This is a genomic window from Gammaproteobacteria bacterium, from assembly GCA_009838035.1.
Lineage (GTDB): Bacteria > Pseudomonadota > Gammaproteobacteria > Steroidobacterales > Foliamicaceae > Foliamicus.
Genome location: VXSK01000016.1, coordinates 1 through 12,769, shown reverse-complemented (window position 1 = coordinate 12,769; position 12,769 = coordinate 1). Strand labels below are relative to the sequence as shown.

The window sequence follows — 12,769 nt, the reverse complement described above, 5'->3', positions numbered from 1 at the left end:
CTATTCCTCCCCCCCCAACCGCCCCCCTGCCCGGGGGGTCCACCCTCCCCCGCGGGGGGGGGGGGGGGGGGGGCGCCCCCCCCCCACGCCCCCAGAGGCAGGGGGTATGGAAGGGCTACGGTGGCGCGTCTGGCCTGCTGTCTGTTGTTGGGAATATGTCTCGGCGCGGCGTCAGCGTCGGCGGCGGAGCCCGCTATGCTGCCGGTGATCGATTCGATCATGGTTGATAAATCGCAGCGCCGGCTATATCTCATCAAGGATGGACAAACGGTGCGCACATTTCCGATCGCTCTCGGCCTGGCCCCCAGGGGCCACAAGATGCGCGAGGGTGATTACCGCACGCCCGAGGGCGATTACCACATTTCAGGCCGCAAACCGGATTCCAGTTACATGCTGGCCCTGCAGATCTCCTATCCCAACGAGTCGGACCGGGTCCGCGCCGAACAGGCCGAGGTGCCTGCCGGCGGACTCATCATGGTGCACGGCCGTCCGATCAGGCCCACCAATGGGCGGGACCGCAACTATTACTCGACGCGTGACTGGACCGACGGCTGCATCGCCGTCAGCAACGCCGCAATGCTGGAGATATGGATGATGACCCGCATCGGCACCCCGATCACGATCAAACCCTAGGGCGGCCGAAGATGGCGCAAGACACTTCTGCAAGGAAGACCAGCAGGGCGCGCACCCGCAGCTTTCAGGCCGAGGTCCGCCAGCTCCTGAAGCTGATGATCCACTCCTTGTACAGCCACAAGGAGATATTCCTGCGCGAACTGATCTCGAACGCCTCCGACGCCTGCGACCGCCTGCGCTTCGAGGCCATCTCCCGCCCGGAACTCCTGGCCGACGATACCGACCTCGCGATCGCGGTGGACTTCGATGCCGAGGAGGGCTGGGTCGAAGTCAGCGACAACGGCATCGGCATGTCCGAGGACGAGGTCATCCAGCAACTGGGAACCATCGCCAAGTCCGGCACCAGCGACTTCCTGGCCGGGCTGTCCGGTGACGAGCAGGAGGACGCCCGGCTCATCGGCCAGTTCGGAGTGGGTTTTTATTCGTCCTTCATCGTGGCCTCGCGCGTGGAGGTGCGTACGCGGCGCGCGGGCCTGAATGCCGAAGACGGTGTGAGCTGGTCGTCCGAGGGCCAGGGCAAGTTCACGGTGCGGTCCGTCCCGCGGGAGCGACGTGGCACGTCTGTGCGGCTTTATCTCAAGGAGGAAGAGAAGGGATTCGCGGAGCCCTACCAACTGCGTTCCCTGATTCAGCGCTACTCCGACCACATCGCCTTCCCCGTGACCATGCCCGGCACGGCGGCGGGCGGGGATGAGGACAAGGCGGCCCCGGAGCCGTCCCGGGAAGTCGTCAATACGGCCCAGGCGCTCTGGACACGCCCGAAGCGCGACATCAAGCCCGAGGAGTACCAGGAGTTCTACCGGCACATCGCCCGCGACAGCGAGGATGCTCTCTGTCACGCGCACAACCAGGTGGAGGGACGGCGCGAATACGCCAGCCTGCTGTTCGTGCCGCGGCGGGCGCCGTTCGACCTGTTCAACCGCGAGTCGCCGCGGGGCGTGAAACTGTACGTCCAGCGGGTCTTCATCATGGACGACGCCGAGCAGTTCCTCCCGTTGTACTTGAGGTTTGTCCGAGGTGTAGTCGACAGCAGGGACCTGCCGCTGAACGTTTCGCGCGAACTCCTCCAGCAGAACGACGATGTGCGCGCAATGCGCCAGGCGTTGGCGCGGCGTGTGCTGGACATGCTGGACAAGCTTGCCGGGGACGACGCGGACAACTACCAGGTTTTCTGGGACGAATTCGGCCGCGTGTTCAAGGAGGGCGTGGTCGAGGACCCGGGCAACCGGGACCGGATCCTGGGCCTGCTGCGCTTTGCCTCCACGTCCTCGGACGACGACCGGCAGACCGAAATCCTTGAGGACTACGTCAAACGCAAGCCGGACGATCAGAAGGAGATCTACTACATTGCCGCGGCCGGACCCGCGGCGGCACGGTCCAGCCCGCAGCTCGAGGTGTTCACCCAGCGCGGCCTGGAAGTGCTGCTGTTGTCCGACCCGATCGACGAATGGGTCGTGGGGCACCTGGGCGAGTACGAAGGACTGCGATTCCGCGACATCACCCGCGGCGCACTGGCCGCGGACGAGTTGCCGGGTACGGCGCCGGTTGAGACGGCTGACAGCATCGACGGCGAGGATGCCGATGCCTTGCTCAAGCGGATGAAGAGCGTGCTGGGCGACGAAGTCTCCGACGTGCGTTCCACGTCCCGGCTTACCGACTCGCCGTCCTGCCTGGCGCTGGGAGAGCATGAAATGGGCGTACAGATGCAGCGCATATTGCGCGCCACCGGCCAGGAACTTCCGGAAACCAAACCCATCCTGGAGATCAATACCGGCCACGGCCTGTTCAAGCGCCTGGCCCTGCGCGAAGGGGACGCCGAACTGTTCGAGGATCTCACCCGCCTGCTGCACGAGCAGGCGGTGCTGACCCAGGGGAGGGATCTCGACAACCCGGGCGAGTTCGTCCGCCGCGTAAACCGCCTCCTCGAAGCCTGACCGGCTGCGGGACCATTGGGTCTACAATCACTCCATGCACAAAGCCCCGAAGAACAATGAACTCAAGACGCGGCTGAGTCCGGAGCAGTACCACGTCACGCAGCAGAAGGGCACCGAGCGCCCGTTTACGGGGGAGCTGCTGTTCAACAAGGAAACCGGCGCCTACGAGTGCGTTTGCTGCGGACACGAATTGTTCCGTTCCGACGCCAAGTTCGACTCCGGTACGGGCTGGCCAAGCTTCTTCCAGCCCGCCTCCGACGGCTCGGTGGCCGAGCACGTCGACAGCAGTCACGGCATGCAGCGGGTCGAAGTCGTCTGCTCGAATTGCGGCGCCCACCTGGGCCACGTCTTCCCGGACGGGCCCCGGCCTACCGGAATGCGCTACTGCATCAACTCCGCATCGCTGCGGTTCAACAAGACGTGAAGCACCTCAAGCCCCCCCAGCCGGACGACGGCCGCGCACGCGAGGCCATGCGCAAACGGCGCACCGCGATCCGATTCGGCCTCTCGGCCGTCATCGCCAGCTTCGTCGTCCTGGCCATGCTGATCCTCGGCGCAATGTTCCAGGAGGAATACGAAGAGGGCTTCGTGCGCATCGTGACCTTTGCCGTGCGTCTCGCCACGCCCGAGGAAGTGGCCCAGGCCGAAGCCCAGGGTCCCATTCCGGATCCGTTGCCTTCAATCCGTCCCGACACGCCCATTGTGGTCAGCACCGACCCTCTCGTTCCTATCCGCGATGCGCCGCAAGGCCAGATTTTGCTGCCTGCGCCGGAAGTGCTGATTCCGCTTGACGACGTCGTCGTGGAAACGATCGAGGGGCTGGAACTGCTTGCGCCCGACAACCCCGAAGACGAAGAAGAAACCGCGGAAACCGAGTAAGAAGGCCTCCGGCTAGATCGGCGAGAAGCCCGTGCCGCAACTCAGGGCTCGCGCCACTTCGGCGCCCGGCAGAAAGGCCAGCACGAGCTGTACGCCCAGGATGAACACCAGGGGGCTGAAATCGATGCCGCCCATCCCGGGCAGAATGCGCCGGATCGGCGCCAGTGCGGGCGTGCAGATCCGGTGCAGCACGCCAACGATCGGGTTGTATCCGCTCGGCGAGAACCAGCTCAGCAGGGCCCAGGCGACGACCGCCAACAGGTAGAACCACAGCGCTGCGCGGATCGCGCGTATAAGTCCGTAGATCAGGATCTGGACCATGCCGGGCTCGACTTGGCAGCCTAGTTTGACCGTAGCCCAGACCAGCAGGCATTGCAGCGTCAGAAACGTCAGCAGCACATGCGTCTCCAGGCGCTGGGAAGGCTTGACGAGCAACCTGAACGGCAGAACCACCGGATTGGTCAGGCGCAGCACCACGGCGGCCACCGGATTACGCGGATCGGAGCCGTGCCAGTACAGCGCCAGACGGATCACGAAGCACAGCATGTACAGGTCCGCGACCGTGCCAAGCAGAAAAGAAAGTGCGCCCATTTACCCGAAGTCGGCGATGACGGCGGCAATTATAAGATCGGCGGCCGCTGTCTATAATTCGGCCATGGCGAACCTGATCACGCTGAGCCGCCTCTTCCTGCTGCTCGTCGTGGTGGCCATCGCCTACCGGCCCGTCTCCGCCACGCAGTTGTGGATATGGCCGCTTCTCGCCGTGGTATTCATTTCGGACGGCCTGGACGGCTGGGTTGCGCGGCGCAGGGGCGAGGAGAGCCTGTTCGGGGCGCTATTCGATATCGCCGTCGACCGCATCGTGGAACTCACGCTGTGGATCGTGCTGGCGGACCTCGATCTCATTCCGATCTGGATTCCGATCGTGTTCGTGGTGCGCGGCGTGCTGGTGGACGCGATACGGGCCAGCCAGGTCCAGGCCGACCGGCGCAGCCCTCTTGCGCTGCTGAATTCGCCCGTGGCCCGATGGCTGGTCGCGGGCCGTTTCATGCGCGGGTTTTACGCCACGATCAAGGCCTGCGCGTTTGTCGGCCTGTTCATGATCAATCCGTTGCCCGTTGGAGTGGAAACATTGCTGCCTTCGCTGACGGAAGTCTGGGCGCTGCTCCAGCCGATATGGGAGTGGCTGGCCATGGCGTTCACCTACCTTGCCGTGGCGCTGTGCCTGTTGCGGGGAATGCCGGTGATCATGGAATTTCTGGCCGAAGAGCGGCGGTCCCTGTTCCCGCGCAATCGCGGAACTCCATGAATGGCCCGAAGTCCGTGCCGCGCCTCGCGCTGTTCGATATCGACGGCACGCTGCTGAACGAGCCCAGCAGCGAAAAGCGCTTCATGCTATGGCTCTTCCTCAAGGGGCGGATCGGCCCGATCAGGCTGTTGGCCTACGCCCTGTTCGCCCTGCGCCACTTTCCCCGGTACGGAACGGGAGTGTTCGCCAAGAACAAGTCGCTGCTCTGGCGGCGCACCGTGGGCAGCACGGAAACGCTGGCGCGCGAGTGGGCTGCCGACGGGCTGGACAGGGCGCTATATGGACCCTGCCTTGAACGCTTGCGGGCCCATCAACAAGGAGGCGATTTCGTCGTATTGCTTTCGGGAACGCCGAGCGTCCTCGCCGACGCGATCGCCGAAAGACTGGGCGTCGACAACGTCGTCGCCACCGAATGCGCGATGCGCGCCGGGCGCTATGGATTCGCGCCGCCGATCGTGCATCGCGTCGGTGAAGCCAAGCTGGCCTCCGCGCGCGACCTCTGCGCGCGCTTCCAAACCACCCTTGCGGATACCGCCGCCTACGGAAACTCGCTGAGCGATCTTCCCCTGCTTGGCGCCTGCGGCCTTCCGGTCGCGGTCAACCCGGATTCGGCGCTGGCGGCGATCGCCTGCGAAAAGGGCTGGGAAGTCATCGGATCGCCGGCTCGCGGCCGTATTCGTGCTTCGGCCTAGCATCCTGGCGCTGAGCGCGCTGCTCTGCTGTTCGCCGGCGGCAATTGCGCAGGATGCCCTCCCGGCCGCGGTCAACCGGGTACTTGCGCACTACGGCATCTCGCGCGAAAACTATTCCGTCTGGGTGGGGGACATTGGCGAGGAAAAACCTTTGCTGAGTCACCGTGCGGATGTCCCGAGAAAGCCGGCATCGGTAATCAAGGTGCTGACCGGCTGGCTTGCCCTGGAGGGGCTCGGGCCGGAATACCGCTGGATCACGCGCGTCCATCTGGGCGGCGAATTGCGCAATGGCGTGCTGGAAGGCCCGTTGATACTTGAAGGGCGCGGGGATCCGCACCTGGTCATGGAACGCGTCTGGCTGCTGCAGCAGAAGTTGAGGCAAAAGGGCTTGCGCCGGATCGATGGCCCGCTGGTGCTCGACGACCGGTGGCTGCCGGCCGACGATACGCCGCTGGCCGGCTTTGAGGCCGACCGTCACCGCTCCTTCAGCGCATCGCCCTACGCGCTGCTGATGAACTTTCAGGCGATCCGGATAATCATTGAACCGGACCATGCCCGCGGCCGCGTTCATGCCCGGCTGGAGCCGCCGCTGTCCGGGCTGGAACTGGTCAACCGGCTACGGCTGAGCAACGAACGTTGCGGCGGATTTCAGCGCGGAGTGGCAGTGCGCATCTCCGGCGAAGGCGACAGCCGCGTCGAGCTGGACGGGAACTACAGCCGCCGCTGCAACAGCTACTCGATTTCGCGCCGGGCGCTCTCCGGCCCGGCCTATGCCTACGGGCTGTTCGAGACCCTGTGGCGGGAAGGCGGCGGCGAGATCTCGGAGGGTTTTCGCCTGGGCAGTGCGCCGGAGGACGCCGAGCCCTGGCTGGAATTCAAGTCGGAGTTCGCGTTCCAGGCGGTGCGATTCATGAACAAGCACAGTAATAACGTGATGGCGCGCCAGTTGCTGCTGACGCTGGGCGCGGAGATGTTCGGACCGCCGGCAACGCTGGACAAGGCGCGGAAGGCCGCCGGCGAGGTTCTGATACGAGAAGGGCTGGAACTTCCCAGCCTGGTCCTGGACAACGGGTCCGGCCTGTCGCGCGTTTCCCGGATATCCGCTGCCGACCTGGGACGACTGCTGGTGCATGCCGGCCAGGGCCCCCGCTTCCACGAACTCGCCGCCTCCCTGCCCATCGCCGGGCGCGACGTCACGCTGACGAAAACCTACAAGGAAACTCCGTTCGGCGGGCGGGCGCACATCAAGACCGGCAGCCTCAACGGAGTGTCGGCAATCGCCGGATATGTCCTGGCCGACAGCGGTCGGCGGCTCGCCGTTGTTGCGCTGCTCGAGCACCCCCTGGCGGCCAAGGGTCCGGGCGAGGAAGCGCATGGCCAACTTTTGACAGCAATCAGCCGTCATTGATAGAATCCGCGCCCGGCAATTCACTGCCGCGCCAAGCCGCAAGGAAGGCTTCAATGAAACTAGTAATGGCCATCATCAAGCCGTTCAGGCTGGATCATGTACGCAACACCTTGTCCGACCTTGGGATCAACGGCATGACCGTCTCCGAGGTACAGGGTTTCGGGCGACAACGTGGCCATACGGAGTTGTATCGGGGCGCCGAATACATGGTGGATTTCATCCCCAAGACCAAGATCGAGGTTGCGTGTACCGACGAATTGGCCGAGCGGGTGGTGGAGGCCATCATCGACTCCGGAAAGACCGGCAAGGTCGGAGACGGCAAAGTCTTCGTGATGGATCTTGAGGAGGCCTTTCGGGTCCGCACCGGGGAGAGCGGTGACTCGGCGCTGTAGCGAGCGTAACTTATCGGGGCCCCGGCGGGTAGCCGGCGTCCCTTCAAAAGGGGATTTTTCTATGAAGAGAGCGATATTGATCGCTGTGGCCGGGTTGCTGTTGTCGGGCGTGGCGAGCGCCGACACGCTGGACAAGGCCGACACCGCGTGGTTGCTGACATCCACGGCCCTGGTCCTGTTCATGACGCTGCCGGGGCTGGCGTTGTTTTACGGCGGTCTGGTGGGCCGCCGCAACGTGTTGTCGGTGCTGATGCAATGCTTCACGATCGCCGGGATCGTCACGTTCCTGTGGGTCATCGTGCAATACAGCCTGGCGTTCAGCGACGGCGGCGCCATGAATCAGGTGGTGGGCGGCTTCGGCAGCGCGTTTCTGGCCGGAGTGACCGTCGATTCGCTCAGCGGAACCGCGCCGGAAACGATCTTCATCGCCTTCCAGCTCACCTTTGCGATCATCACCTGCGCCCTGATCGTGGGCGGATTTGCCGAGCGCATGCAGTTTTCCGCGATGGTGCTGTTTTCGGTGCTGTGGTCGCTGCTCGTCTATGCCCCGGTCTGTCACTGGGTGTGGGGCGGCGGCTGGCTGGCCGACATGGGATTCCTGGACTTCGCGGGCGGAGCGGTGGTGCATCTGACCGCGGGCGTGGGAGCGCTGGTTGCCGCCATGGTGCTGGGTCCGAGAACGGGTTTTCCGCAAAAGCCCATGCCGCCGCATAGCCTGCCGCTCACGGTGGCCGGCGCCGGCATGCTTTGGGTAGGCTGGTTCGGATTCAACGGGGGCAGCGCGCTGGCGGCGGACGGCGCCGCGGCGATGGCCCTGCTGGTCACCCACGTCGGCGCGTCGGCCGGCGCGATGGGCTGGATGATGATGGAGTGGATCAAGTTCGGCAAGCCCAGCGTGCTGGGCGTGGTGACCGGCATGGTCGCGGGGCTGGGCACGATCACGCCGGCCTCCGGCTTCGTCGGCCCGATCGGCGCGCTGATCATCGGCCTGGCCGCGGGCGTGGTGTGCTTCTATGCGACGCGCATCATCAAGCGGGTGCTGGTGATCGACGATTCGCTGGACGTGTTCCCGGTCCACGGCGTGGGCGGGTCCCTGGGGCTGCTGCTTTGCGCCGTGTTCGTCAATGCCAACCTGGGCGGCGCCGGTTATGCGGAGGGCATGAATCTGGGTTCGCAGCTCGGCGTCCAGGTGATAGGCCTGGTGGCGACCTTTGCATGGACCGCATTGGCCACCTGGGTCATCCTCAAGGTCGTCGGACTCATCACGCCGCTGCGCGTGAGCGAAGAGGACGAAATCGAGGGTCTGGATCTCACCCAGCACGAGGAGCGGGGCTACAGCCGCTGATCCCGGTAGCGAGGGGGTCCCGCTGAGTTAGTATTGTGGGATGCTGATACGCAATAAGACCGATATTCGATCCTCGGAAATAACCTCCGAAACCACCTACTTCAATCGCCGTTCCGTCATCGCCGGCCTCGCCGCGGCAGGCTTGGTGGGCACGACCCGCGCGGCGCCCGCCAATCTCGCCGCCGGCACCGGCCAGAAGGACTTGCCCGGCGTAACGCCCGGCCCCTTCAGCACCGACGCGCCGCCGAACAGCTACGAGGAAATCACCACCTACAACAATTACTACGAGTTCGGGACCGGCAAGGACGACCCGCACCGTAACTCGGGAGATTTCCGGCCCGAACCATGGACCGTTCGGGTGGAAGGCGAAGCGGAAGTAACCGGCGAGTTCGACGTCCAGGGCCTGCTTTCCGGCATCGGACTTGAAGAGCGGGTCTACCGCATGCGTTGCGTCGAAGCCTGGTCGATGATCATTCCGTGGGTGGGCGTGCCGCTGGGCGAAGTGCTCAAGCGCTTCCGCCCGACGTCCCGCGCGAAATATGTCGCGTTCCAGACAGTTTACCGTCCCGACGAAATGCCGGGACAGCGGCGCCGCGTTCTCCGCTGGCCGTACGTCGAGGGTCTGACGATCGAAGAAGCGACCAATCCGCTGACTTTGCTGACGGTGGGCGTGTACGGAGTCGCGCTGCCCAATCAGAACGGCGCCCCGCTGCGGCTGATCGCACCGTGGAAGTACGGTTTCAAGGGCATCAAGTCGATCGTGAGCATCCGCCTGCAGGAACGGCGGCCGCCAACCAGCTGGAACATCGCCGCCCCGCAGGAATACGGCTTCTACGCCAACGTCAATCCGGAAGTGGACCATCCCCGCTGGAGCCAGGCCACCGAGCGGCAAATCGGCTCCGGTTTTTCCGGGCTGTTCGCGCGCCGCATCCCGACGCAGATGTTCAATGGATACGGCGAGCAGGTGGCCCACCTGTATTCCGGCCTCGACCTGCGCCGCAATTACTGATCCGGCAACTTTCCGGGAGCTACGCCAGACCTGCAAGCGTGAGCCCTTTGTCATTCCCCTGCTTCCGGGAGCGTCGGCGGCAGGGAGCCGCCGCCGAGCCCACAGGGATGTGCTTGCAGGCGTATCCCGGAAGCAGGGGAATGACAAAGGGCGGGTTCGAAGCGGTGATTGATCGATGAACGTTCGGGTTTACAAGCCGCTGCTGTTTGCCGCCTGCCTGTTGCCCGTAATCTGGCTTGTGCTGCGCATAGCCGAAGTGGTCGAACCGGGGCTGGGCGCGAATCCCGCCGAGGAAATCCAGGACGAACTCGGCCTCTGGGCGCTGCGCCTGTTGCTCGTCACGCTGTGCGTCACGCCCGCAGCGCGTTTGTTGAGAAAGCCGCGGCTGTACCGCTTCCGCCGGATGCTGGGCCTGTTTGCCTTCTTTTACTGCACGCTGCACCCGCTGGCCTATTTCCTGCTCGACCTGCAACTCGATTTCGCCCACCTGGGCGAGGACCTGCTCAAGCGGACCTTCATCACCGTCGGCATGGGCGCGGTGCTGTTGCTGATCCCTCTGGCAATCACCTCCACCCGGGGCTGGCAGCGGCGCCTGGGCCGGCGCTGGAACCGGCTGCACCGGCTGATTTACCCAGCCGCGATCCTTGCCTGCTGGCATTTCTACTGGCAGGTCAAGGCCGACACGATCGAGCCGCTGGTATATTGCGCCATTCTCGCCCTGTTGCTGGGCATGCGCTTTTGGTGGTCGCCCCTGAAGGGCCGGCTGTTCCCGGGAGGAAAATAATGCAGGAAGTTTCTTTGCGCGGACGGATATTTTTCGGCTGGTGGCTGCTGGTTGGCCTGTTTCTGATCTACATGGCCTCCAACGGCATTCTTCTGAATACGATACCGCGCATATTCCCCAACCTGGCGAGCGAGTTCGGCTGGACCAATGAACAGGTGACTCTGCCTGCGAACATGTTCTTCGCGCTCGTTGCCTTCCTCAATCCGGTGGCCGGCTGGTTCCTGGACCGTTTCTCCATACGCCGCCTGATGCTGATCGGCGCACTGGGTATAACGCTGGTCCTGGCGCTGTTCCCGATGGTGCAGGAATGGTGGCACCTCATGGCGCTGTACGTATTGTTCGGCTTTTCGCTCTCATTGGCTGGACTGAGCCCCAGCTTGATGCTGCTGTCGCGATGGTTCGTGCGCTACCGCGGCCTGGCGTTCGGCATTCTGATGATGGCCTCAAGTTTTGGCGGTGCAGTTTTCCCCTGGGTGGTCAATTTCCTGCTCCCCGATTGGCGGCTGGCGGTGCTGGTGCTCGCAGTGGTCGGCGGAGTGATGATGATCCTGCCCACCCTTTTCCTGGTAAGCAATTATCCCAGGGACAAGGGGCTGGCCGCCGACGGCGTGGCCGATCCGGAGCCGGAAGCGCGTCCGAAGCCGGACGCGTTCGGCAAGGTGGTGCTCAGCCTCATTCGTTCGCCGGTGTTCTATCTTCTGGCGTTCGCCACCGGCACGCTGTGGTTTTGCATCGTGGCGATGCTCAACAACCAGGCATTGTTCTTCCGCAACGAGCTGTTGCTCGACGACACCAGCACCACGACGATCTACAGCAGCTTTTTCGCCGCCGCCATTGTCGGAAAGGTGTTGTTTGGCTATCTGGCGGACAAGTTCGACAAGCTATGGGTAACCATGGCCAGCGTGCTGAACCTGGGTTTGGGCCTGGCGCTCCTGTTTCTCGCCGTTCCGGGCGAAACGACCTGGCCGCTCGCCTACGCCATTGTCTATGGAGTTGGGTACTCAGGCGCGTTCACCATGATCCAGCTTATGATCGCGGAGTTCTATGCGGGGCGAAACTACGGAGTCTATCTGGGCATATTCCTGATGATCGACTCGCTCGCCGGCGCTGTCGGCGGGCGCTTCCTGGCTACTTCTGCTGACCAATACGGGTCATTCACCAACGGCTTCACCGTAATGATGATTCTGTGTGCGATTGCCGTGGCCTGCGTGTACATTCTCATACGGCGGCAAAGAGCATGAGGAGCGGGCTGCTTCTTGCTTCCTGCGCAGCGACGGTTTGCATCGCAGGTTGCGGGCCGTCCGCCGATGCGCCGCGGGAAGCGGATGAAGCGGCCGAGGTCACGGAAATCACGGCGGCCGGCACGGCATTTCCGAACACCATCGGCGAAACGCACTGGTTCACGTTCCAGCGCAAGGTGGAGAAAGGCACCCAGGGCCGTTTCAAGGTCCGCATGCTGGTGCACGGGCAGTTTTCCGAGGAGCAGATTGCGGCCGGGCTGCGGCGCGGCCGGGTGCAGATCGGTAACCTTTCCGCGATGATGACTTCCACCCTGGTGCCGGAAATCGCGATGCTGTACGCGCCGTTTCTTTTCGAATCCGAGGAAGAGGCGGATTTTGTCTATGACCACTTCCTGACCGAACTGTTCACCTCGCTGCTTGCCGCACAGAGCCTTCACCTCGTGTCCTGGAGCGAAATCGGATTTCACCACATCTACTCGGTCACGCCGGTGCTGTCGCCGGCAGACATGCGGAGTCGGCGTTTCCGCGTTTCGGCAAGCGAAGCCTCGCGACTTTTTGGCGAAGCGCTGGGCGCGGACGTCATTCCGCTGGGCTTTGGAGAAATCGTGCCCTCGCTGCAAACAGGGCTGATCGAGGCGGGTGAAAATTCCCTGACCCTGTATGTGCGAACCGGAACTTCCGGCGAGGCGCCACACGTTACGCTCACCGCGCATTGCTTCGGCATGTCGGTCATCGTGGCCGACAAGGCCTGGTGGGACGGCCTGGCGGACGCGGACCGCGAGATCATCGCCCACGCTTACCCCAGCATCGCCGAAACCCGCAGGGGCACGCGCGAGGAGGCGCAGCACGATCTGGAAAACGCGGATAGTTTCGGCATTACGCCACGCTGGCCGGAACAAGCCGAACGCGACCGGTGGGCGGCCGCGGTAGCCCATGTACCCGAGCAACTCGCCCGCGCGGTGGGCGGACAGTCACGCCTGGTGCTCGATACTATCGCCGAAGGCAAGGCCGCTTTCGCACGCCAGCAGGCAGCCAACTAAGGCCGCCGACCGGCCGAACAGCCCGGGCGGCGCCAGCTAAAGCCCTTTGTTCGTCCCCCTCCTCGTGGGAGCGTTGGAGTATCCATGTTGTCAAGCATGGGTA

At 64.0% G+C, this 12,769-nt stretch carries 14 protein-coding genes; 13 read left to right on the top strand and 1 reads right to left on the bottom strand.

Annotated elements, in window-relative coordinates; all coding sequences use genetic code 11:
- Positions 1-195: 195 nt before the first annotated feature.
- From F4Y72_07645 to F4Y72_07630, 4 genes are read left to right on the top strand one after another with little or no spacing between them, the layout of a single operon-like run.
- Positions 196-633 carry a L,D-transpeptidase family protein gene (locus tag F4Y72_07645; protein ID MXZ28165.1) on the top strand — a complete coding sequence of 146 codons (438 nt, stop codon included), beginning with the start codon at positions 196-198 and terminating at the stop codon, positions 631-633.
- Positions 634-644: 11 nt separating this feature from the next.
- Positions 645-2,567, top strand: a complete 1,923-nt coding sequence (gene htpG, locus F4Y72_07640) for a molecular chaperone HtpG (protein ID MXZ28164.1) — start codon at positions 645-647, stop codon at positions 2,565-2,567.
- Positions 2,568-2,601: 34 nt separating this feature from the next.
- Positions 2,602-2,991 (top strand): peptide-methionine (R)-S-oxide reductase MsrB, encoded by a 390-nt coding sequence (gene msrB, locus F4Y72_07635; GenBank protein MXZ28163.1) that lies wholly within the window; start codon positions 2,602-2,604, stop codon positions 2,989-2,991.
- Complete coding sequence (locus F4Y72_07630) at positions 2,988-3,446, top strand: hypothetical protein (GenBank protein MXZ28162.1); 459 nt, start codon at positions 2,988-2,990, stop codon at positions 3,444-3,446. The genes msrB and F4Y72_07630 overlap by 4 nt, the downstream gene beginning before the upstream one ends.
- 12 nt (positions 3,447-3,458) lie before the next feature.
- Here F4Y72_07630 and F4Y72_07625 read toward each other — a convergent pair whose 3' ends face one another.
- A complete protein-coding gene (locus tag F4Y72_07625; GenBank protein MXZ28161.1) occupies positions 3,459-4,037 on the bottom strand; it encodes a YggT family protein in 579 nt (192 codons plus the stop codon).
- On the opposite strand from F4Y72_07625, the gene F4Y72_07620 reads away from it, so the two are divergent.
- The 9 genes from F4Y72_07620 (at position 3,991) to F4Y72_07580 (ending at position 12,666) form a co-directional block, all read left to right on the top strand.
- On the top strand, positions 3,991-4,755 hold the full coding sequence (locus tag F4Y72_07620; GenBank protein MXZ28160.1) for a CDP-alcohol phosphatidyltransferase family protein: 765 nt from the start codon (positions 3,991-3,993) through the stop codon (positions 4,753-4,755). The genes F4Y72_07625 and F4Y72_07620 overlap by 47 nt on opposite strands.
- Entirely contained in the window at positions 4,194-5,447 is a 1,254-nt protein-coding gene (locus F4Y72_07615) for an HAD-IB family phosphatase (GenBank protein MXZ28159.1), read from the top strand. Before F4Y72_07620 ends, F4Y72_07615 begins: the two co-directional genes overlap by 562 nt.
- A complete protein-coding gene (gene dacB, locus F4Y72_07610) occupies positions 5,314-6,855 on the top strand; it encodes a D-alanyl-D-alanine carboxypeptidase/D-alanyl-D-alanine-endopeptidase (GenBank protein ID MXZ28158.1) in 1,542 nt (513 codons plus the stop codon). The genes F4Y72_07615 and dacB overlap by 134 nt, the downstream gene beginning before the upstream one ends.
- A 53-nt stretch (positions 6,856-6,908) precedes the next feature.
- Entirely contained in the window at positions 6,909-7,247 is a 339-nt protein-coding gene (locus F4Y72_07605) for a P-II family nitrogen regulator (GenBank protein ID MXZ28157.1), read from the top strand.
- Between the two features lie 61 nt (positions 7,248-7,308).
- Complete coding sequence (locus tag F4Y72_07600) at positions 7,309-8,592, top strand: ammonium transporter (GenBank protein MXZ28156.1); 1,284 nt, start codon at positions 7,309-7,311, stop codon at positions 8,590-8,592.
- A gap of 40 nt (positions 8,593-8,632) precedes the next feature.
- Positions 8,633-9,601 (top strand): protein-methionine-sulfoxide reductase catalytic subunit MsrP, encoded by a 969-nt coding sequence (msrP, locus tag F4Y72_07595; GenBank protein MXZ28155.1) that lies wholly within the window; start codon positions 8,633-8,635, stop codon positions 9,599-9,601.
- Between the two features lie 175 nt (positions 9,602-9,776).
- The gene (locus tag F4Y72_07590; protein ID MXZ28154.1) at positions 9,777-10,385 is read left to right on the top strand and encodes a sulfoxide reductase heme-binding subunit YedZ; all 609 of its coding nucleotides are present in this window, start codon (positions 9,777-9,779) and stop codon (positions 10,383-10,385) included.
- Complete coding sequence (locus F4Y72_07585) at positions 10,385-11,626, top strand: MFS transporter (GenBank protein ID MXZ28153.1); 1,242 nt, start codon at positions 10,385-10,387, stop codon at positions 11,624-11,626. Before F4Y72_07590 ends, F4Y72_07585 begins: the two co-directional genes overlap by 1 nt.
- Positions 11,623-12,666: a TRAP transporter substrate-binding protein gene (locus F4Y72_07580; protein MXZ28152.1), complete on the top strand. Its 1,044-nt coding sequence runs from the start codon at positions 11,623-11,625 to the stop codon at positions 12,664-12,666. Before F4Y72_07585 ends, F4Y72_07580 begins: the two co-directional genes overlap by 4 nt.
- Positions 12,667-12,769: the final 103 nt, after the last annotated feature.